Genomic DNA, 18,925 nt, shown 5'->3' on the forward strand with positions numbered 1-18,925 from the left:
CCTACCGGTCGACGATCTTGATGATCCGCTTGGACGAGGGACGGCCCGACAGGCCCTTGCCGGGAGCGTAGGTGACCGTCAGGTCGCCGCCCTTCAGGTTGGCGCCGGGCTTGTGACCCTCGGCCAGCAGGACGCGGGTCACGCGGACCAGCAGATTGCGGTCGCCGTCGCGGGCCATGCGCTCGAAGGCCTCGGCGGTGACGGTGGCGGTGTCGGCGACCAGCACGGACGTGGCGGGCGTGGCGTCGTCGACGGTCTCGAACGCCACCCGGTGCTGGGCCGCGCGGCTGGCGCGGGCGCTGGCCTGGACCAGGCGCTGGAACAGGACATTGACCGAGATGAACGGCGGCGGCTGGATCGAGCCGGCCTTGCCCATCAGGGCGGCGGCGTCGCCGCCCGGCCGCTCGCTGGTGAACAGGGTCATGCCGCCCAGCTTGCTGGCCCGCAGCACCAGCTCGCCCAGCTCGTTCTTGTAGATGGTGTCGCCACGCGGCGCGGCCTGGGGCGACAGCACCCAGACCTCGGAGCTGTTGTCGAACTTCATCAGCGGCTGGGACGAGGCGCGGTCGAGGATGAAGCCGTCGCCGGTCTCGGAGACGTAGCGGGCCACGGGCGGGGTCGGCGACTTGCGCGCCTCCGAACCGCCGCGGTTGCCGAACAGCGCGTCGCGCAGGCTGACGCCCGAGGACTGGGCGTTCGCGCTCCCAGCGCCAGCGGCGAGGGCGAGCGCCAGCAGGATCGCACAGCCCCCTGGCCCCATCTTCGCCGCCGAAAGTCTCTCCATGCCTACGGTCATGATCGCCGAGTAGGGCGAATCTTGGACGCCAAAGACCTTGTTCCCGCCACGCATTACCCCGGACGCCATGGTGTCGCTTGCGCGCAACACTCCCGTCAGCACCGATAGTCGAACCACCGGGAGCGCCGCCGTCAAGCCATTGTGTGGGTGTGGGGGCGTAACGGCGTGAGGCGCCCGCCTCGCGATTGTCAAAACTTCAGGCGCGGCGCGTGGTCCTCGTCCTTCGACAGGCTCAGGATGAGGACCATTGTGCAGGCCTTGGCATTCGTAAACCTCATCCTGAGCTTGTCGAAGGACGAGGTTTACGCCCAGCGGCCTACGCCGCCATGTACTGGCCGCCGTTCAGGGTCAGGGTGGCGCCGGTCACGAAGCCGGCCCGCTCGCCGGCCAGGAACGAGACCATGTCGGCGATCTCCTCGCCCTTGCCCAGGCGCCCCACCGGGATGCCGGCGATGATCGAGGCCAGGACGTTTTCCGGTACGGCGGCGACCATCTCGGTGTCGATATAGCCCGGGCAGATGACGTTGACCGTCACGCCCTTCTTGGCGTTCTCGAGCGCGAGCGCCTTGGTGAAGCCGATCAGCCCAGCCTTGGCGGCCGAATAGTTGGTCTGGCCCATCTGGCCCTTCTGGCCGTTGATCGAGCTGATGTTGATGATCCGGCCCCAGCCCCGGTCGCGCATGCCCTCGATCACCGGGCGGGTCATGTTGAAGGCCGAGTCCATGTTGACGCGGATGACCTCGGACCACTGCTCGTAGGTCATCTTGTGCAGCATGCCGTCGCGGGTGATGCCGGCGTTGTTGACCAGAACCTCGATGGGGCCGAGCTCGGCCTCGACTGTCTTCACCGCGGCGGCGCAGTCGTCGAACGAACCGACATTGCCCTTGACCACCATCACGCCCAGTTGCTCGGCGCAGGCTGCGGCGGCTTCCTCGTTGCCGGAATAGCCGGCCGCCACCTTCAGCCCGTCGGCCACCAGCCGCTCGCAGATCGCTCGACCGATGCCCCTGGTGCCGCCGGTCACGAACGCAACTCTCGCCATGGTCTTCTCCCGCTGAAAGTTTCTTATCGTTGCACGCGAGCGCCGTGAGGGAACAAGCCCCCACGGCGCTCGTCATGACAATTTCGCCGAACACCCAATCAAAACAGGTGTCAGACCGACTCCCAAACGGTCGTCAGACCGCCTCGACGCACATGGCCACGCCCATGCCGCCGCCGATGCACAACGTGGCCAGGCCCTTCTTGGCTCCAGACCGCTTCATCTCGTGGACCAGGGTGGTCAGGATGCGCGCGCCGGACGCGCCGATCGGGTGGCCGATGGCGATGGCGCCGCCGTTGACATTGACCTTGGCCGGGTCGAGGCCCAACTCGGACACCACGCACAGCGACTGGGCGGCGAAGGCCTCGTTGCTCTCGATCAGGTCGAGGTCGGAGACCTTCCAGCCGGCCTTTTCCAGGGCCTTCTTGGAGGCGGGGATCGGGCCGGTGCCCATGATCTCGGGCTCGACGCCGGCATTGGCCCACGAGGCGATGCGGACCAACGGGGTCAGGCCGCGCTTCTTGGCCTCGTCGGCGGTCATCAGCACCAGGGCCGCGGCGCCGTCATTGAGGCCCGAGGCGTTGGCGGCGGTGACCGTGCCGTCCTTGGTGAAGGCGGGCTTGAGACCCGAAATGCCGTCCAGGGTGACGCCGTGGCGGATGAACTCGTCCTTGTCGACGACGGTGTCGCCCTTGCGGCCCTTGATCGTGACCGGCGCGATCTCGGCGTCGAACTTGCCGGCCTTCTGGGCGGCCTCGGCCTTGTTCTGGCTGGCGACGGCGAACTTGTCCTGGGCCTCGCGGGTGATCTGCCAGCGGGCGGCGATGTTCTCGGCCGTCTGGCCCATGTGATAGCCGTGGAAAGCGTCCCACAGGCCATCCTTGATCATGGTGTCGACGAACGACAGGTCGCCCATCTTCTGGCCGTTGCGCAGGGCCTGGGCGTGCGGGGCCTGGCTCATGCTCTCCTGGCCGCCGACCACCACGATGTTGGCGTCGCCGGCGGCGATCTGCTGGGCGCCCAGGGCCACCGCGCGCAGGCCCGAGCCGCACAGCTGGTTCAGGCTCCAGGCCGGGCTTTCCACCGGGATGCCGGCGTTGACCGAGGCCTGGCGGGCCGGACCCTGGCCGGCGGCGGCCTGCAGCACCTGGCCCAGGATCACCTCGTCGACGTCGGCGGGCGTGATACCGGCGCGCTCGACGGCCGCCTGGATGGCCAGCTTGCCCAGCTCGTGGGCCGGCAAGCTGGAAAGGGCGCCGAGGAAGGAGCCGACCGGCGTGCGGGCGGCGGAGACGATGACGATGTCGCTCATGGCGAAGAACTCCCGAGACGTGTTTCCGGGCGGTCTCGCGAGCGCGGCGCCCCGGATTTTGCAGTGCGGCGCCACCATGCCCAAACCGGCGCGGTTCGTCACCGCTGCTTTTTCACGGGATGTTGCGCGGCCCAAGCGTAAGTGGCGCTGGCGCCCTGCCTTTGCATTAGCGATAGTGCGATGCGAAAAGGCGGAGACAACGCTGTCCTAGGGAACGAAATGTCCGAGAACAACGAAAGCGGCGAAACGCCCTCGGCGAAGGCCGGAGAAAAAGGCGCGGGCCAGAAGGTCGTCATCAAGAAGTACGCCAATCGCCGTCTCTACAACACGGCCTCGTCTTCCTACGTCACCCTCGAGCACCTGTCGGACATGGTGAAGGAGGGCGTCGACTTCGTGGTCTATGACGCCAAGACCAACGACGACATCACCCGCTCGGTCCTGACCCAGATCATCTTCGAGGAAGAGAACCGCGGCGGCGGCCAGAACCTGCTGCCCATCCAGTTCCTCCGCCAGCTGATCGGCTTCTACGGCAATTCCATGCAGGCCTTCCTGCCCAGCTATCTGGAAATGTCGCTGGAAAGCTTCACCAAGCAGCAGGAACGCATGCGCACCCAGTTCTCGGGCCTGACGCCCGGCCTGGGCGGCGTGACCAAGGGCATGCCCGGCATCGGCGTCTACGAGGACCAGATCCGTCAGAACATGGCGCTGTTCGACCGCGCCATGAAGATGTTCTCGCCCTTCGCCTACGCCCGGCCCGAGGACGCGCCCGCCGCCCCGGCCGAACCGCCGCCGCCCGCCGCCGCGCCGCCGTCGGCCCCCAGCGAGGACTCCCTGGCCGACCTCAAGCGCCAGCTTGAAGCCATGCAGCAGCAGATCGAGAAGCTGGCGACCAAGCCTTAGGGCCGTGCGTGTTCCTCGTCCTTCGACAAGCTCAGGATGAGGAACAAGGCAGGCTCGGCGGAGGAAAACCTCATCCTGAGCCTGTCGAAGGACGAGGTTTCGCCCCAAACGCCCGTGTTCGGCCGTAACGCCGCGCTAACCACGCCGGCTGACCGGTCCTTAACCGTCGTGGGCCACTACTCTTCATCATGAACGGTCCGATCGACCCCATTCGACGCGCCCAAGCCGCGCGCCGGGCTCTGCCCGCGCCCCGTGACGCCAACGACTCGGGCCGCCCCGAGGCGGACGGCGAGGAAGACGTGACGTTCGTGCGCGACGAGCAGCCGGCCCCGCCGCCGCCTCGCAGAAGCGGCTTCGCGACTTTCGCGGCGCACGTGATGGGTCAAAGCGGCCAGAAGCGCGGCCTGCGCGGTGGGCAGGAAGTGCTCGACACTGCGCGTTCGACCTATCTCGGCACGGAATATTCCGGCCCGGCCGACCGCCGTCCCCGGGCGGGCCTGATCAAGAAGACCGAAATCTAGGCCTTCAGGCGGGCCAGCTCGGCCTCCAGCGTGGCGACCCTCGCCTCCAGCGCCGCCACCTTCTGTTCCAGCGAAAGCGACTCGCCCGGCAAGGCCGCCGCGTGCGCGCCGATGCCCGCCCGGCGCGCGGCCTCGGCCAAGGGCACGCCCAAAAGCTCGGCGAAGGCGGCGATCTGGGCGGCGGTCAGCTCGCGCTGATCCTTGTAGGCCAGGTCCAGTTCTTCGCCGGTCATGCCCGCCACGGCGGCCAGCACCGCCCGGGTCAGGCCGCGCTCGGCCAGCCGCGCGTCATACCAGAGCTGGTCGAAGAACAAGGCCATGGCGGAAGGCTAGCGCAGGAGGCGGCGTTGGCGCCAGTCTTGCTTGTTTCGAGGCGCGTCAGACCTCGAGACCCGCCATGCTGCTCACCCTCGCCACCCGCTTCTTCGACATCGCCGTCGTGACGCTGATCTTCACGGCGCTGACCTAGGCGCCTACGCGCTCTCCAGCAGCATCATCGTCCCCTGCCCGCCGTCGGCGCAGATGCTGACAATGGCCTTCTCGCCCTTGGGACGTGACGCCAGTTCCTTGACCGCCTGGGACAGGATCCGCGCGCCGGTCGCCCCGAACGGGTGACCGACGGCCAGGCTGCCGCCGGTGGGGTTCATCCGCTCGCGCGGGAACTTGCCCAGATCGATCTCGACGCCCGCCTTGGTCTTGCGGAAGGTCTCGTCCTCCCAAGCGGCGATGTGCGACAGCACCTGGGCGGCGAAGGCCTCGTGGATCTCCCACAGGCCGATGTCATCGTACTTCAGGCCATTGCGGGCCAGCAGGCGCGGCACGCCATAGGCCGGGGCCATCAGCAGGCCCTCGTGGCGCAGGTCGATCGAGGTGACCTCATAGTCGACCACCTTCACGCGCGGGGTCTTGGCCGGCAGGCGGGCCAAACCCGCCTCGGACGCCACCCAGATCGCGGCGGCCCCGTCGGTCAGGGGCGAGGAATTGCCGGCCGTCAGCGTGCCCTGGCCGCTGGTCTTGTCGAAGGCAGGACCCAGCTTGGCCAGCTTCTCCAGCGTCGAATCCTTGCGTGGGATGGTGTCGCGCTTCACCTCGCCGACCGGAATGACCAGGTCGTCAAAGAAGCCGGCCTCCCAGGCCGCGACCGCGTGCTGGTGGCTCTCCAGGGCCAGCTGGTCCTGGTCGGCGCGCGACAGCTTCCATTCCTTGGCGGTGATCTCGGTGTGCTCGCCCATCGACAGGCCGGTGGTGCGATTGGCGACCTTGGGGATCCACAGCTTGAGGTCCGACGGCTTCAGCTTGGTCAGATGGGCCAGCTTCTGGCCCGGCGTCTTGGCGGCCTGGAAGCCCTTGAGCCAGTCGGAAAAGGCGATGCTGGCCCCGACCTGGACCTTGCTCATGCTCTCGACCCCGCCCACCAGGGCCAGGTCGCGGCCGCGCCCGTCGATCATGCCGGCGGCCTCGATCACCCCGATCATGCTGGTCGAGCAGGCCATGATCGTCGAGAAGGCCGGGATGGTCGGGTCGGCCCCGGCGTCCAGCAGCACCTCGCGGGCGATGTTGCTCCACGTCAGGTTGGGGATCACCGTGCCCCAGATCGCGAAGTCCGGCCGCGCGCCTTGCGCCAGCATGGCTTGCACGACGGGCACCGACAGGGCGATGGCGTCCATGTTCTTCAGCGGCCCGTCGACCTTGGCGAACGGGGTGCGAAGGCCGGCCGCCAGCCAGATGTCGGGTTTGGACGCCATGATCGTGATCCCTGCGAAAGCTCAGGATGTCAGCATGGACAGGCTTGGCCGCAAGGGTCTTGTCGAAAACGGCCCCGCGAGCAGCCTAGTGCGCGTCGCTGAAGTCGATGTCGCGGCGGGCCGACACGATGGTCACGATGAAGCCGGCCAGCACGTCCAGCAGCACCATCACCGTCAGCAGGAAGAACACCGAAGTGCCGAAGGCCGGGGCCAGCAGGAACTCGACCAGGCAGAGGATGAACAGCACCATCGACAGCGAGTGGTTGATGATCGCGATCTTGCGGCTGGTGGTCGACTTCAGCAGCTCGACGAACAGCACCACCAGCGAGGCGGCCAGCAGCAGGTCGCCCAGGCTGACGGCCCAGTCGGCCTTGGAGGTCATGTGGATGGTGAACAGCTGCTCGGCCAGCCTGTATTGTGCGGCGTTGGCGTTGAAGCCGCCGGCCAGGGTCAGGACGATCAGATTGTAGACCAGCACCGGCAGGGCCAGCAGCGGAAACGCGGCGAACATGCTCTGGCTCTCCCCCGAGAGACGCGTCCCGACGACGCGACGATAACGATCAGGGTTAACCGGTTTTGCGGATTCCCGAAAGCCGGCGCCGCCCGGCGGGCGAACTGACCGCTCTGCGTCCTTCGAGGCTTCGCTTCGCTACGCACCTCAGGATGAGGAATTCAGAAACAGCGCTCCTCATCCCGAGGCGACCGCGCAGCGGGCCTCGAAGGATGCAGGGCCTAGACCTCGTCCACGCCCTGGGGGTTGCGGGCCCGGGTCTGCAGCCACATCACGCCCAGCAGGTCGGACACCGAGGCCTTGAGCCGGCCGAAGTTGGTGTATTTCGACACCCCGCTCTCGCGGTGACGATGGTTCACCGGCTGAAACGCCACCTCGTAGCCCTCGCGCAGCATCAGGGCCGGGATGTAGCGGTGGATATGATCGAAGTAGGGCAGCCGCAGGAAGGCCTCGCGGCGGAAGGCCTTCAGCCCGCAGCCGGTGTCGTTGGCCGTGTCGCCGAGCATGCGCTTGCGCACGCCGTTGCCGAACTTGGAGGCGAAGCGCTTGGCCGAGCTGTCCTGGCGCTTGACCCGCTCGCCGCCGACCAGGGCCAGCTCGGGCGGACCGGCCTTCAGGGCCTTGGCCAGGCGCGGCGCGTCGGCCGGATCGTTCTGGCCGTCGCCGTCCAGGGTGACGACGATCGGGGCGCGGGCCGCCAGCACGCCGCTGCGCACGGCGCGGCTCTGGCCGGAGTTCTTGCGATGGCCCAGCACCCGCAGTTGCGGGATCTCGGCCTTCAGCGCCGTCAGCAGCGCCTTGGTGTCGTCGCGGCTGGCGTCGTCGATGAAGATGATCTCATGGCTTTCGCCCGCGAAGGCGGCGGCGATCTCGCGCGCCAGGGCCGGCGCGGCGCCGCCCTCGTCGAAGACGGGGACCACGATCGAATAGTCGGGAATGGCGGAGGCAGGAGCGTTCATCGGCCTCTCATACCGCAAAAATAGCCTAAAAGAAGGATCGTGCTATTCCAGCATGATGACGCTTGAATCTCGCCTGGATGACTGGAGCCGCGGCTGGCGCGGTCCGCTGTTCGCCGCCCTGGTGGCCCTGATCGCCGGCCTGCCCGGCCTGTTCGCCATGCCGCCGCTGGACCGCGACGAATCACGCTTCGCTCAGGCCACCGCCCAGATGCTGGAAACCGACGACATGGTCGTCATCAAGTTCCAGGACCAGCCGCGCTTCAAGAAGCCGGTCGGCATCCACTGGCTGCAGGCGGCCAGCGTCACCGCCTTCTCGGCGGCCGAGGACCGGGGCATCTGGGCCTATCGCATCCCCTCGCTGCTGGGCGCCATGCTGGCGGCGGCGGCCTGCGCCTGGGGCGCGGCGGCGCTGCTGGGCCCGCGCACGGGCCTGCTGGCCGGCGGCGTCCTGGGCGCGACCATCCTGCTGTCGACCGAGGCCTTCATCGCCAAGACCGACGCGGCCCTGTGCGGCTTCACCACCCTGGCCATGGCCGCCGTGGCGCGGATCTACGCCGCCCACCTCGCGGGCGAGACCGTCAACCGCTGGACCAAGCTGGCCTTCTGGATCGGCCTGGCCATGGGCGTGCTGATCAAGGGCCCGGTCGGGCTGATGGTCATCGTCCTGAGCATAGCCGCCCTGTGGATCTGGGACCGCAAGGCGCCGTGGCTCAAGGACCTGGGCTGGGGCTGGGGCCTGACCCTGGCGGCCGCCATCGTCCTGCCCTGGGCGATGATGATCACCGTGGCCACCGACGGGGCCTTCTGGTCGACGGCGGTCGGCGGCGACCTCGCGCCCAAGCTGGCCGGCGGCCAGGAAAGCCACGGCGCGCCGTTCGGGGTCTACGCCCTGGCCGCCTTCCTGCTGGTGTTCCCGGCCAGCCTGCTGCTGCCCTCGGGCCTGGTCCAGGGCTGGACCGGCCGCCGCGAGCCGGGGATTCGCTTCGCCCTGTGCTGGTTGATCCCGACCTGGCTGGTGTTCGAGATCCTGCCGACCAAGCTGGTCCACTACACCCTGCCCGCCGTGCCCGCCCTGGCCATCCTGATGGCCGCCGCCCTGCGCGCGCCGCTGGGCAAGATCCCCCGGATCATCGGCGCGGTGTTGTCGGCCCTGGCCGGCGTGCTGTTCGCCGTCCTGGTCGCCTATCTCTACAAGGATCACGGCGATCCGACCGACCTGCCCGTCACGATCCTGACCGCCCTGCTGTTCCTGGCCGCCGGCGTGGTCGGCGCGGTGCTTGTGATGCGCAAGACCGCCGCCACGGCCCTGGTCGCGGCCGGCGCGCTGGGCGTTCTGGCCCATGCCGCCCTGGTCGGCCTGTTCGTGCCGCGCCTGGAGCCCCTGCTGCTGTCGCCGCGCCTGGAGAAGGCGTTGGAGCAAGCCGACCTGGCGCCCCGGGGCGGCGCGCCCGGCCCCGTGGCCGTCACCGGCTACGCCGAGCCCAGCATGATCTTCCTGCTGGGCACCACCACCGAGCTGACCGACCCGGCCGGCGCGGCCAAGGCCGTCGCCCAGGGCCGCCCCGCCGTGGTCGAGGGGCGCCAGGACAAGGCCTTCCAGGCCGCCCTCGCCGCCCTGGGCCAGACCGCTCGCCCGGCCGGCGTGGTCGACGGCTTCGACTATTCCGACGGCGACAAGGAACGGCTGACCCTCTATCGCGGCGCGCCCATCCGCCCCGACGACGAGGACGCCGACCGCGCCCCGGACGACGAACAGGAAACTGCCGCGCCCGAACAGTCCAAGCCCGAACCCAAGTCCTCTGGGAAACACCGTCGATGAGCCGCTTCATCCAGATCGTCGAGGTCGGCCCGCGCGACGGGCTGCAGAACGAGAAGCTGTCGCTGAGCGTCGACGAGAAGCTGGCGATGATCCGACGGCTTGAGGCCGCCGGCGCCAAGCGGCTCGAAGCCGTGTCCTTCGTCAATCCCAACCGCGTGCCGCAAATGGCCGGGGCCGAAGAGATCATGGCGGGGCTTGCCCCAGAAGGCTTGGGCGACCTGGAGCATTCGCGGATCGGCCTGGTGCTGAACATGCGCGGCTGGGAGCGTTGCGTGGCCTCCCAGTGCGACGAGGCCAATGTCGTGGTCTGCGCCACCGACGGCTTCGGCCTGGCCAACCAGGGCGCGACCGCCGCCCAGCAGGTCGACGCCCTGGCCGCCATCGTCGAGCGCCAGGCGGCCCTGGGCGGCCCGCCGATCAGCGCGACCATCTCGGTGGCCTTCGGCTGCCCGTTCGACGGCGAGGTGTCGGAGGACCAGGTCGTCGCCATCGCCCGTCAGGCCGGGAGCCTGGGGGTGGCCGAGATCGTCATCGCCGACACCATCGGGGTCGCCGATCCCTGGACCGTCCGCCGCCGGGTCGAGGCCGTGCGCGCCGCCGCGCCCGACACGCGCCTGCGCCTGCATTTCCACGACACCCGCAACACCGGCCTGGCCAACGCCTTCGCCGGCGTCGAGGCCGGCGTCGACGTGCTGGACGCCTCGGTCGGCGGCCTGGGCGGCTGTCCGTTCGCCCCCAACGCCACCGGCAATATCGGCACCGAGGACCTCGTCTACATGCTGGAGCGGGCCGGGTTCGAGACCGGCTACGACCTCGACGCCCTGATCGCGATCGGCCGCGACATCAGCGAACGCCTGGGCAAGGCCGCCCCCGCGTCTTCGCTGGCGCGAGCGGGCGGGTTCCCGGCCTGACCACTTCTGGTCGCACTTGCTCTTGACTCCCTCATAGCGGGCATCTTTAGTCCGCCACGATCCAGAATGGATCGGCGCGCTCAGGCGCGAAGGGGGAAACACCGATGGCGACCACGATCACGTTCCAGGACAATTTTCCGACCGGCTGTCCGTCGGCTCCGGGCCCTTACCGCGAGGCCGGACTGGTGTTCACCAATTCGGTGGGCAACGGCTGGTGTAGCCCGTTCATCAACAACTTCGTCGGCACCTACGGCTCGCCCAGCCAGCTGTTCGTCAGCCGCGACGACGGCGGCGCGTTCGACTTCCGCTCGCTACAGGTCTGCAATCCCAACACCGCGATCCCGCCCCAGGCCACGACCTTCATCGGGACGCGCGCCGACGGCTCCTCGGTCAGCGCCCAGTTCAGCACGCCCAACGCCGACACTACGCCGCAGACCTTCGCCCCCTCGGGCTTCGACGACCTGACCAGCCTGATGGTCAGCCTGGGCTTCGTGGCCTTCGACAATTTCGTGTTCGAGGGCGTCGCCGCCAAGACCGTGCTGTTCGACCAGGACTTCCCGCCCGGCTGCCCGTCGGCGGTAACCGCCTATACGTCCCAGGGCCTGACTTTCACCAACTCGGTCGGCGACCGGTGGTGCAGCGGCTTCATCAACGGCTTCGTCGGCACCTACGGCTCGCCGTCCACGATGACGGTCGCGCCCGCCGCGGGCCAGACGTTCGATTTCCGCTCGCTGCAGGTGTGCAACCCCAACCCGGCCATCACCAGCCAGCCGGTCACCTTCACCGGGACGCGACCGGACGGCAGCACGGTCAGCGCCGCGTTCTCGACGCCGTCCAACAACACCTCGCCCCAGACCTTCGCGCCGACCGGATTTGTCGGCCTGGCCTCGCTGACGATCGCGCTGGGCTTCGTGGCTTTCGATAACTTCGTGTTCGCCGACTAGGCGGGCCTGCGGCCGGGCGGGCGACTAGATCGGCCGCCCGGTGACCTTCCAGATCAGCGGCCGCGAGACGCTCATCGCCAGGATGGCCGGGGCCAGCAGGACGGCGATCACGTAGCGCTGGAGGGTGTCGGCGCGCTTGATGAAGTAGCGCGACAGGCCCACGCCCTTGTGGAACTCGACCTTCAGCGGATGCTCCAGGCTGGTGTGACCCAGGTGGATCACCTGGGCGGCCGGCTGGAACAGCACCTGGCCGCCGGCCTGGCGGGCGCGCCAGCACAGGTCGATGTCCTCGACGTGCAGGAAGTAGTTCTCGTCGAAGCCGCCCAGCAGCTCGAAGTCCTCGCGACGCAGGGCGAAGCAGGCGCCCGAGATCGTCGGCATCGGCACCGGCTTGGCGGGGATCGGCTCACGCTCGCGGTGGATCTCGAATTTCGACAGCCCTTTGAACCGCGCGGTCAGATGGCCGAAGCTGAGCAGGGTGGTGATCGGCGTGACCTCGCCGCGACGACCGCCGCGTTGCTCGGTGCCGTCGGTGTTCATCACCCGCGCGCCGATCACGGTCGGAACCGGCTGGCCGTCGAAGGCCGCGACCAGGGCCTTGATGCAACCGTCCTGCAGATTGGCGTCCGGATTGAGGAAGATGACGTATTCGCCACGGGCGGTCTCGGCGCCCAGATTGGCGCCGCGCGCGAAGCCGATATTGCCGTGTCCTTGCGCGAGCACAACCCGCGGTTCGGTCAGGCCCAGCAGCCGCAGCCGCTCGGCCTCGTCGGCCGGCGAGCCGTTGTCGACGATGACGAACTCGTCGACCAGCGGCTCGGCCAGCACGTGCTGGATGCTTTCGACCAGCGCTTCTCCCGTCTGGTAGACGACCATGACGACGGAGATGCGCGGCCGGATCGGCCGCGCGCCCGAGACGAAAGTCGAATGAGAAGGAAGAATGCTGTTCATCAGGCCTGCGCCAACTCCGCGGGCGCGGCCGCGACGCGATCACGGGCGAGGTCGGGCGGCGTCGCTTCCTGGGTCAACGCGCGTACGGCGTCTTCCAGCGACAGCACCTTTTGCCCTTCACCGCCGAGGCGGCGCAGGGCGACTTCTCCGTTTTCAGCTTCCTTACGCCCCACCACCGCAATCACCGGTACCTTCGCGAGGCTGTGCTCGCGAATCTTGTAGTTGATTTTTTCGTTTCTGAAATCGACCTCTGCGCGAATACCCCTGGAAGTCAACTGCTCAGCTACACGTTGAGCGTAATCATCCGCATCCGACGTGATCGTGGCGACCACGACCTGGACCGGCGCCAGCCACAGCGGCAGGTGGCCCGCGTAGTTTTCCAGCAGAATGCCGATGAAGCGCTCGAACGAACCCAGGATCGCCCGGTGCAGCATGACGGGACGCTTCTTGGAGCCGTCCTCGGCCACGTATTCGGCGTCCAGGCGCTCGGGCAGGACGAAGTCCAGCTGCAGCGTGCCGCACTGCCAGACCCGGCCGATGGCGTCCTTCAGCGAGAATTCCAGCTTCGGGCCGTAGAAGGCGCCCTCGCCCTCCTGCAGCACCAGCGTCTCGCCCGCCGCCTCGGCGGCCGCGGACAGGGCCGACTCGGCCTTGTCCCAGACCGCGTCATCGCCCGCCCGCAATTCCGGACGCGTCGAGAACTTGGTGTCGGCCAGATGCATGCCGAGGTCGCTATAGACGCTCCGCAACAGTTCGATGAAACGGGCGGATTCCTCCGTGACCTGCTCTTCGCGGCAGAAGATGTGGGCGTCGTCCTGGGTGAACGCCCGCACCCGCATGATGCCGTGCATGGCGCCCGAGGGCTCGTAGCGGTGGCAGGCGCCGAACTCGGCCATGCGCAGCGGCAACTCGCGATAGCTCTTCTGGCCGACGTTGAAGATCTGGATGTGACCGGGGCAGTTCATCGGCTTGACGGCCAGGACCTCGCCCTCGGCGCTCTCGCACATGAACATGGCGTGGCCGAACTTCTCGGCGTGGCCCGAACGCTCCCACAGGCTCTTGTCGAGGATCTGGGGCGTCTTGACCTCGCGATAGCCGGCCGCGTCCAGCCGGCGGCGCATATAGGCCTCCAGCGCCAGGTACAGCGTCCAGCCCTTGGGGTGCCAGAACACCATGCCCTTGCCCTCTTCCTGGATGTGGAAGAGGTCCATGGTCTTGCCCAGCTTGCGGTGATCGCGCCGCTCGGCTTCCTCGATGCGCAGCAGATAGGCCGCCAGATCGGCGTCCGACGCCCACGAGGTGCCGTAGATGCGCTGCAGCTGGGCGTTGTTCTGGTCGCCGCGCCAGTAGGCGCCGGCCAGCTTCGTCAGCTTGAAGGCCTTGCCCACGTGCTTGGTCGACGGCAGGTGGGGACCGCGGCACAGGTCCTTCCACTTGTCGCCCTGGTGATAGACCGTGATCGTGTCGCTGGCCGGCAGATCGCGGATGATCTGGGCCTTGTAGGTCTCGCCCATCTCGTCGAAGTCGGCGATCGCGATGTCGCGATCGACCTCCTCGCGGCGGATCTTCTCGTCTCGGTCAACAATCTCGCGCATGCGCTTCTCGATCGTCGCCAGGTCGTCCAGGCTGAACGGCTCGTCGCGGGCGAAGTCGTAGTAGAATCCGTCCTCGACGTTCGGCCCAATCGTAACCTGCGTGCCGGGAAACAGTTCCTGCACGGCCTGCGCCAGCACGTGAGCGGTGTCGTGACGGATCACCTCCAGCGCCTCGGGCGATTCGCGCGTGATGATCTCGAACGCGTTGCCGTCGATCAGCAGATCCGGCGTCAGCGCGCGGTCCAGGTCCAGCAGCCGGCCGCCCAGCTTGATCAGCAGGGCCTTCTTCTCGAGCGATTTCGAGATCGAGGCGGCCACGTCGCGCCCCGTCGAGCCGTCGGCGTACTGGCGAGCCGAACCGTCGGGGAAAATCAGATCAATCATTCTTCACAGTTCCACTTGCGCGGCCCGGACGGCGGAGGCGACGGGTCATACCCGGAGCCGCCCAACGGATTGCATCGGCAAATCCGTCCCACCGCGAGCCAGGACCCCTTCAGGGGTCCATGATCCTTGAGCGCCTGAGCCGCGTATTCCGAACAGGTCGGTAGATACCGGCACTGACGCCCGATGAAGGGCGAGAGCGTCGTCTTGTAGGCCCGCAGGCCCAGGTCGACGGTGCGTTCGTAGAATGTCATGCCGGCGTTTCGCGAGCGGAGTCGCGACCTTATCGACTAGCGAAAAGGCCCGATCAAGCGGCGCCGACGCGGCTAGTTCGGGATTGGGCGCCACCTGTGGCCTTACGGACAGCCTCGACCGCGGCTTCGAACGCCAAAAGCGTCGAGGCGTGACGGGCGGGATAGTCCTTGACCGGCTCCAGCACGGCGAGCTCCGAAAATCGGCCCGTGGGAGCGGGGCCGTTCGCCTTCAGCATAGCGTGCAAGGCGTCGCGGGCCAACTCGATCTCGGAAAGATCGGCCCCGACCACCTGGGCGCCGAGGATCGCGGCCGAGGCCTGGCCCAGGGCGCAGGCGGCGACGTCCTGCGCGAAGTCGGCGACCCGGCCGTCCTCAACCGTCACGTCGACCACGATCCGGCTGCCGCACAGCTTGGCCGTCTTCTCGGCGCTGGCGTCCGGCGCGGCCAGGCGCCCGGCCCGGGGCATGTTGGCCACCAGCCCCAGGATGCGGGCCGAATAAAGGTCGTCGATCATGCCGCTTATGTGGGGTTCTTCTGGCGTTGCGACCAGAGGGCCTCGGCATGATCGCGCAGCGCCTCGCCCATGCGGGTATAGGCGCCGCGCAGCTTGCGGCGTTCCTCGCGGCTGATGAAGCGGACCAGCGGCCCCATGAACAGCTCGCCGTTCGAGAAGGTCGAGTTTTCCGGGCCCATGTTCTCGATCTCGAGATAGCGGATCGCGGTCACGAAGCCGTTCAGCCGCTTGGTGCGCCAGTGCAGCTGCTCGTAGGGCACCCAGTCCTGGACGATCGGCTGCAGCGTGGCGACCGGGCCGTCGGCGATGGGCGCCAGCTCGACCGTCAGGGTCGAGCCGATGCGCATCTCGCCCTCCATGCGCGGATGGATGGGATTCCAGTCCTTCCAGGTCGCGAAGTCGGAGACGATCTCCCAGACCAGCTCGGCGGGGGCCTTGACCCCGGTGCGGAATTCTACGGCGCGTTGCATGCGTGTGGACCTAGCACTTTCGTCAATCTCTTCAATCCGCTCATCCCGGCGAATGCCAGGACCCAGATGGACAAGCTTTGAGGCTGACGCCATGAGCGCCGAGCCTCTCCAATCATCCACACCGCCAAGAGATCTGGGTCCCGGCATGCGCCGGGATGAACGGATCATAGAGTTATTATAGGTGTAATTTAGTCCCGAACCAGGCCGCCATCCACCACCAGGTTCTGGCCGGTGACCGCCCGGCTCCAGGGCGAGGCGAAGAACAGCACCGCGTCGGCGAACTCGGCGGGGGTGGTCACGCGGCGCAGCGGGGTCGACTGGGCGATCAGGTCGAAGATCGCCTCGGGCGTGGCGGCGCTGGCGTCGGTGGTGCGCAGCAGGCCGCCCGACAGCATGTTGACCGTGATCCCGCCGGGACCGAGGTCGGCGGCCGCCGTGCGGGTCAGCGACAGCAGGGCGGCCTTGGCGGCGGTGTAGTCGTGATAGGGCACGACCGGGTTTTGGAACAGGTTGGTGCCGATGTTGATCATGCGGCCGAAGCCGGCGTTTTCCATGGCCGGCGCCGTGGCCTGGATCAGGTTCAGCGCCCCGCGCAGCGACACGTCCAGCTGGCCCTGGAAGTCTTCCCAGGGGATCGACTGGATGGTGTGACGGCCGTCGCCGTTGAAGCTGAAGTCGCCCAAGGCGTTGTTGACCACCGTGGTCACGTGGCTTCCGAACGCCTCGGCCGCGTCGTTGACCAGCCGGCGGGCGTCCTCGCGGTCGCTGACGTCGGCCTGGATGGCGACGGCGTTCGGCCCCAGCTCCTCGGCCAGGGCCAGGGCGGCGGCCTCGCTGCGGCGATAGTTGATCACCACCGACGCGCCCTGCCCCGCGAAGGCGCGAGCGATGGCGGCGCCCAGGCCCCGGCCGGCGCCGGAGACCAGGACGATCTGTTCGTTCAGGTTCACGCCAATCAGTCCTTCATGCGCCAGGTGGCGCCCGCCGGACCGTCCATGACCACCACGCCCAGGGCGTCGATCTCGGCGCGGATGGCGTCGGCGGCGGTCCAGTCCTTAGCGGTCCGGGCGTCGAACCGGCGCTTGAGCAGGTCTTCCACCTTGGCCTTCAGGTCGTCGTCGGCGTCGCCCTCGAACCAGGCGTCCGGATCGGCCTGCAGGAAGCCCAGCAAGCCGGCCGAGGCCAGCAACCGGCCCTTGTTGGCCGTGATCGCCGGCTCGTCGCCCGCCGTCACCGCGCGCTCGATGGCGCTGGACAGCTCGAAGAAGCCCGACACCGCCAGCGGCGTGTTGAGGTCGTCCGTCAGGGCGGCCAGCACGTCGTCGGAGGGCTCGGACTCGCCGGCCTCGACGCTCTTGGCGCGACGCAAGGCGCCGTACAGCCGGTCCAGCGCCTTCTTGCTCTGCTCGACCAGTTCCGGCGTCCAGTCCAGCGGCTGGCGGTAGTGGCCCGACAGCAGCGCCCAGCGGATCACCTCGCCCGGCGTGGTCTCCAGCAGTTCGTGCGGGATGATCACATTGCCCAGGCTCTTGGACATCTTCTCCCCCGACATGTCGAGGAAGCCGTTGTGCAGCCAATAACGGGCCAGCACCGGCAGGTCGTGGGCGCAGCGGCTCTGGGCCACCTCGTTCTCATGGTGAGGGAACTGCAGGTCGATGCCGCCGCCGTGGATATCGATCGTCTTGCCCAGCGATTTGTCGATCATCGCCGAGCACTCGATGTGCCAGCCCGGGCGGCCCGCGCCCCAGGGGCTGTCCCACTCGGGCTCGTTCTCCTTGGAAGGCTTCCACAGCACGAAATCGGCGGGGTGGCGCTTGTAGGGCGCGACCTCGACCCGCGCGCCGGCGATCATGTCGTCCAGGTCGCGGCCCGACAGCTGACCGTAGTCGGGGAAGGCCTGGGTGTCGAACAGCACGTGGCCCTCGGCGGCGTAGGCCTTGCCGTTGTCGATCAGCTTGCCGATCATCTCGACGATCGGACCCATGTGCTCGGTGGCCTTGGGCTCCAGGGTCGGACGCAGGGCGCCCAGCGCATCGGCGTCCTGGTGATAGGCGGCCAGGTAGCGATCGGTGATGACCTTGATCGCCACGCCCTCGTCGGCGGCCTTCTTGTTGATCTTGTCGTCCACGTCGGTGACGTTGCGGGCATAGACCACCGCGTCCTCGCCATAGACATGGCGCAGCAGGCGGAACAGCACGTCGAAGGCCACCACCGGCCGGAAGTTGCCGATGTGGGCGTGATTGTAGACCGTGGGCCCGCAGACATACATCGTCACCCGGCTCGGATCGGCGGGAACGAAGTCGCGCTTCTCGCGCGCCAGGGTGTCGTAGAGCTTGATGGTCATGGGAAAACGCGTCGCCGATATTGTGACGGGAGTGTTGCCCGCCTTGCAGGGGTTCCCATATAGCTATCCAAGCGTTTTGACACCCGCCCAATCCACAAGGGGGCAGAGGGTGAACGCGACAAACGGGTGGCACGCGTAATTCCGGAACGAAGGGCGTTCCGGCGCAACTCAGCCCGTGGAAAGACCCTCCCCACATCATGGACGCACGGACTAGCGAGCGAACCCTGGTCGGCCTCAATAGTGAAGCTGGCTTTGATCTTGAACCCGCCCAGCGCCCCCATTCTTGGCGCCCCAGCCGAGACGAGGCCCTGGCCGCCGTGCGCACCCTGCTGGCCTGGGCCGGCGACAATCCCGACCGCGAAGGCCTGCTCGACACGCCCCAGCGCGTGGTCGACGCCTATGGCGAGTGGTTCGCCGGCTACGGCGGCGATCCGGCTCACGAGCTGTCGCGCACCTTCGAAGATGTGCAGGGCTATGACGATATGGTCATGCTGCGCGGCATCGACGTGCAGAGCCACTGCGAGCACCACATGGCGCCGTTCCTGGGCAAGGCCTGGGTGGCCTACATGCCGACCGGCAAGGTCGTGGGCCTGTCGAAACTGGCCCGGCTGGTCGAGATCTTCGCCAAGCGTCTCCAGACCCAGGAGACCATGACCATGCAGATCGCCGACTCGATCGAGGATCACCTGTCGGCGGCCGGCGTGGCCGTGCTGATCGACGCCGAGCACCAATGCATGTCGACCCGCGGCGTCCACCACCACGACGTCTCGACGATCACCACCCAGTTCCGCGGCGTGTTCAAGACCGACAAGGTCCTGCAGCAGCGGTTCATGGACCTGGTGACGCGAAAATAGGGTCAACGCGGTGCGTCGTCCTCGTCCTTCGACAAGCTCAGGATGAGGACGAAGGCTGGCGGTGGCGATTTCCCGGGCGCTTCACTAGAACCTCATCCTGAGCT

General features: G+C 67.9%; 20 protein-coding genes and 1 pseudogene. 6 read left to right on the forward strand and 15 right to left on the reverse strand.

Annotated elements, in window-relative coordinates; all coding sequences use genetic code 11:
• Nucleotide 1 precedes the first annotated feature (1 nt).
• The 3 genes from G3M62_RS22020 to G3M62_RS22030 all read right to left on the reverse strand — a co-directional run bounded on the left by G3M62_RS22020 (nt 2) and on the right by G3M62_RS22030 (nt 3,147).
• Nucleotides 2–784, reverse strand: a complete 783-nt coding sequence (locus G3M62_RS22020; protein WP_246263381.1) for a DUF4908 domain-containing protein — start codon at nt 782–784, stop codon at nt 2–4.
• A 328-nt stretch (nt 785–1,112) separates the two neighbouring features.
• Nucleotides 1,113–1,838, reverse strand: a complete 726-nt coding sequence (gene phbB / locus G3M62_RS22025; RefSeq protein WP_165190683.1) for a beta-ketoacyl-ACP reductase — start codon at nt 1,836–1,838, stop codon at nt 1,113–1,115.
• A gap of 133 nt (nt 1,839–1,971) precedes the next feature.
• Nucleotides 1,972–3,147 carry an acetyl-CoA C-acetyltransferase gene (locus G3M62_RS22030; RefSeq protein ID WP_165190684.1) on the reverse strand — a complete coding sequence of 392 codons (1,176 nt, stop codon included), beginning with the start codon at nt 3,145–3,147 and terminating at the stop codon, nt 1,972–1,974.
• Nucleotides 3,148–3,366: 219 nt separating this feature from the next.
• Between G3M62_RS22030 and phaR the strand changes: the two genes are divergently transcribed.
• Entirely contained in the window at nt 3,367–4,047 is a 681-nt protein-coding gene (gene phaR / locus G3M62_RS22035) for a polyhydroxyalkanoate synthesis repressor PhaR (RefSeq protein ID WP_165190685.1), read from the forward strand.
• A gap of 12 nt (nt 4,048–4,059) precedes the next feature.
• Here phaR and G3M62_RS26660 read toward each other — a convergent pair.
• Nucleotides 4,060–4,155, reverse strand: a pseudogene (locus G3M62_RS26660) (hypothetical protein); the annotation flags it as partial.
• Between the two features lie 80 nt (nt 4,156–4,235).
• Between G3M62_RS26660 and G3M62_RS22040 the strand changes: the two are divergent.
• Nucleotides 4,236–4,568 (forward strand): hypothetical protein, encoded by a 333-nt coding sequence (locus G3M62_RS22040; protein WP_165190686.1) that lies wholly within the window; start codon nt 4,236–4,238, stop codon nt 4,566–4,568.
• Here the strand turns inward: G3M62_RS22040 and G3M62_RS22045 are convergent.
• From G3M62_RS22045 to G3M62_RS22060, 4 genes are all read right to left on the reverse strand, one after another.
• On the reverse strand, nt 4,565–4,888 hold the full coding sequence (locus G3M62_RS22045; protein WP_165190687.1) for a DNA-binding protein: 324 nt from the start codon (nt 4,886–4,888) through the stop codon (nt 4,565–4,567). The two genes, G3M62_RS22040 and G3M62_RS22045, sit on opposite strands and share 4 nt — an antisense overlap.
• A 153-nt stretch (nt 4,889–5,041) precedes the next feature.
• Nucleotides 5,042–6,313, reverse strand: a complete 1,272-nt coding sequence (locus G3M62_RS22050; protein ID WP_165190688.1) for an acetyl-CoA C-acyltransferase — start codon at nt 6,311–6,313, stop codon at nt 5,042–5,044.
• Nucleotides 6,314–6,398: 85 nt separating this feature from the next.
• A complete protein-coding gene (locus G3M62_RS22055) occupies nt 6,399–6,824 on the reverse strand; it encodes a hypothetical protein (RefSeq protein ID WP_165190689.1) in 426 nt (141 codons plus the stop codon).
• 221 nt (nt 6,825–7,045) lie between these two features.
• Nucleotides 7,046–7,783 (reverse strand): glycosyltransferase family 2 protein, encoded by a 738-nt coding sequence (locus G3M62_RS22060; protein WP_165190690.1) that lies wholly within the window; start codon nt 7,781–7,783, stop codon nt 7,046–7,048.
• A 55-nt stretch (nt 7,784–7,838) separates the two neighbouring features.
• On the opposite strand from G3M62_RS22060, the gene G3M62_RS22065 reads away from it, so the two are divergent.
• From G3M62_RS22065 to G3M62_RS22075, 3 genes are all read left to right on the forward strand, one after another.
• Nucleotides 7,839–9,602, forward strand: a complete 1,764-nt coding sequence (locus tag G3M62_RS22065) for an ArnT family glycosyltransferase (RefSeq protein ID WP_165191410.1) — start codon at nt 7,839–7,841, stop codon at nt 9,600–9,602.
• Nucleotides 9,599–10,513, forward strand: a complete 915-nt coding sequence (locus G3M62_RS22070; RefSeq protein ID WP_165190691.1) for a hydroxymethylglutaryl-CoA lyase — start codon at nt 9,599–9,601, stop codon at nt 10,511–10,513. The genes G3M62_RS22065 and G3M62_RS22070 overlap by 4 nt, the downstream gene beginning before the upstream one ends.
• Before the next feature lie 104 nt (nt 10,514–10,617).
• Nucleotides 10,618–11,457, forward strand: a complete 840-nt coding sequence (locus tag G3M62_RS22075) for a hypothetical protein (RefSeq protein WP_165190692.1) — start codon at nt 10,618–10,620, stop codon at nt 11,455–11,457.
• A gap of 24 nt (nt 11,458–11,481) precedes the next feature.
• Here the strand turns inward: G3M62_RS22075 and G3M62_RS22080 are convergent, their stop codons facing one another.
• The 7 genes from G3M62_RS22080 to cysS form a co-directional block, all read right to left on the reverse strand.
• Nucleotides 11,482–12,408 (reverse strand): glycosyltransferase family 2 protein, encoded by a 927-nt coding sequence (locus G3M62_RS22080; RefSeq protein ID WP_165190693.1) that lies wholly within the window; start codon nt 12,406–12,408, stop codon nt 11,482–11,484.
• Nucleotides 12,408–14,387 (reverse strand): threonine--tRNA ligase, encoded by a 1,980-nt coding sequence (gene thrS / locus G3M62_RS22085; RefSeq protein WP_165190694.1) that lies wholly within the window; start codon nt 14,385–14,387, stop codon nt 12,408–12,410. The genes G3M62_RS22080 and thrS overlap by 1 nt, the downstream gene beginning before the upstream one ends.
• Complete coding sequence (gene yidD / locus G3M62_RS22090) at nt 14,384–14,638, reverse strand: membrane protein insertion efficiency factor YidD (protein WP_165190695.1); 255 nt, start codon at nt 14,636–14,638, stop codon at nt 14,384–14,386. Before yidD ends, thrS begins: the two co-directional genes overlap by 4 nt.
• A 53-nt stretch (nt 14,639–14,691) precedes the next feature.
• Entirely contained in the window at nt 14,692–15,153 is a 462-nt protein-coding gene (locus G3M62_RS22095; RefSeq protein ID WP_165190696.1) for an iron-sulfur cluster assembly scaffold protein, read from the reverse strand.
• A 5-nt stretch (nt 15,154–15,158) separates the two neighbouring features.
• Complete coding sequence (locus G3M62_RS22100) at nt 15,159–15,623, reverse strand: SRPBCC domain-containing protein (protein ID WP_165190697.1); 465 nt, start codon at nt 15,621–15,623, stop codon at nt 15,159–15,161.
• Nucleotides 15,624–15,811: 188 nt separating this feature from the next.
• Nucleotides 15,812–16,573 (reverse strand): 3-oxoacyl-ACP reductase, encoded by a 762-nt coding sequence (locus G3M62_RS22105; protein ID WP_165190698.1) that lies wholly within the window; start codon nt 16,571–16,573, stop codon nt 15,812–15,814.
• Nucleotides 16,574–16,578: 5 nt separating this feature from the next.
• A complete protein-coding gene (gene cysS, locus G3M62_RS22110) occupies nt 16,579–17,967 on the reverse strand; it encodes a cysteine--tRNA ligase (protein ID WP_165190699.1) in 1,389 nt (462 codons plus the stop codon).
• A gap of 197 nt (nt 17,968–18,164) precedes the next feature.
• Between cysS and folE the strand changes: the two genes are divergently transcribed.
• Nucleotides 18,165–18,821, forward strand: coding sequence for a GTP cyclohydrolase I FolE (folE, locus tag G3M62_RS22115; protein WP_165190700.1), 657 nt, complete (start codon nt 18,165–18,167; stop codon nt 18,819–18,821).
• The last annotated feature ends 104 nt before the right edge of the window (nt 18,822–18,925 follow it).

It is taken from the genome of Caulobacter soli, from assembly GCF_011045195.1.
Lineage (GTDB): Bacteria > Pseudomonadota > Alphaproteobacteria > Caulobacterales > Caulobacteraceae > Caulobacter > Caulobacter soli.

Excerpts from the sequence above, each read along its gene's own strand:
- G3M62_RS22040 (WP_165190686.1), top strand. The coding sequence starts at position 4,236 with ATGAACGGTCCGATCGACCCCATTCGACGCGCCCAAGCCGCGCGCCGG.
- yidD (WP_165190695.1), bottom strand. The coding sequence starts at position 14,638 with ATGACATTCTACGAACGCACCGTCGACCTGGGCCTGCGGGCCTACAAG.
- G3M62_RS22080 (WP_165190693.1), bottom strand. The coding sequence starts at position 12,408 with ATGAACAGCATTCTTCCTTCTCATTCGACTTTCGTCTCGGGCGCGCGG.
- G3M62_RS22050 (WP_165190688.1), bottom strand. The coding sequence starts at position 6,313 with ATGGCGTCCAAACCCGACATCTGGCTGGCGGCCGGCCTTCGCACCCCG.
- phbB (WP_165190683.1), bottom strand. The coding sequence starts at position 1,838 with ATGGCGAGAGTTGCGTTCGTGACCGGCGGCACCAGGGGCATCGGTCGA.
- folE (WP_165190700.1), top strand. The coding sequence starts at position 18,165 with ATGGACGCACGGACTAGCGAGCGAACCCTGGTCGGCCTCAATAGTGAA.
- thrS (WP_165190694.1), bottom strand. The coding sequence starts at position 14,387 with ATGATTGATCTGATTTTCCCCGACGGTTCGGCTCGCCAGTACGCCGAC.
- G3M62_RS22075 (WP_165190692.1), top strand. The coding sequence starts at position 10,618 with ATGGCGACCACGATCACGTTCCAGGACAATTTTCCGACCGGCTGTCCG.
- G3M62_RS22045 (WP_165190687.1), bottom strand. The coding sequence starts at position 4,888 with ATGGCCTTGTTCTTCGACCAGCTCTGGTATGACGCGCGGCTGGCCGAG.
- G3M62_RS22060 (WP_165190690.1), bottom strand. The coding sequence starts at position 7,783 with ATGAACGCTCCTGCCTCCGCCATTCCCGACTATTCGATCGTGGTCCCC.
- G3M62_RS22065 (WP_165191410.1), top strand. The coding sequence starts at position 7,839 with ATGACGCTTGAATCTCGCCTGGATGACTGGAGCCGCGGCTGGCGCGGT.
- G3M62_RS22020 (WP_246263381.1), bottom strand. The coding sequence starts at position 784 with ATGGAGAGACTTTCGGCGGCGAAGATGGGGCCAGGGGGCTGTGCGATC.
- phaR (WP_165190685.1), top strand. The coding sequence starts at position 3,367 with ATGTCCGAGAACAACGAAAGCGGCGAAACGCCCTCGGCGAAGGCCGGA.
- cysS (WP_165190699.1), bottom strand. The coding sequence starts at position 17,967 with ATGACCATCAAGCTCTACGACACCCTGGCGCGCGAGAAGCGCGACTTC.
- G3M62_RS22055 (WP_165190689.1), bottom strand. The coding sequence starts at position 6,824 with ATGTTCGCCGCGTTTCCGCTGCTGGCCCTGCCGGTGCTGGTCTACAAT.
- G3M62_RS22095 (WP_165190696.1), bottom strand. The coding sequence starts at position 15,153 with ATGATCGACGACCTTTATTCGGCCCGCATCCTGGGGCTGGTGGCCAAC.
- G3M62_RS22100 (WP_165190697.1), bottom strand. The coding sequence starts at position 15,623 with ATGCAACGCGCCGTAGAATTCCGCACCGGGGTCAAGGCCCCCGCCGAG.
- G3M62_RS22030 (WP_165190684.1), bottom strand. The coding sequence starts at position 3,147 with ATGAGCGACATCGTCATCGTCTCCGCCGCCCGCACGCCGGTCGGCTCC.
- G3M62_RS22070 (WP_165190691.1), top strand. The coding sequence starts at position 9,599 with ATGAGCCGCTTCATCCAGATCGTCGAGGTCGGCCCGCGCGACGGGCTG.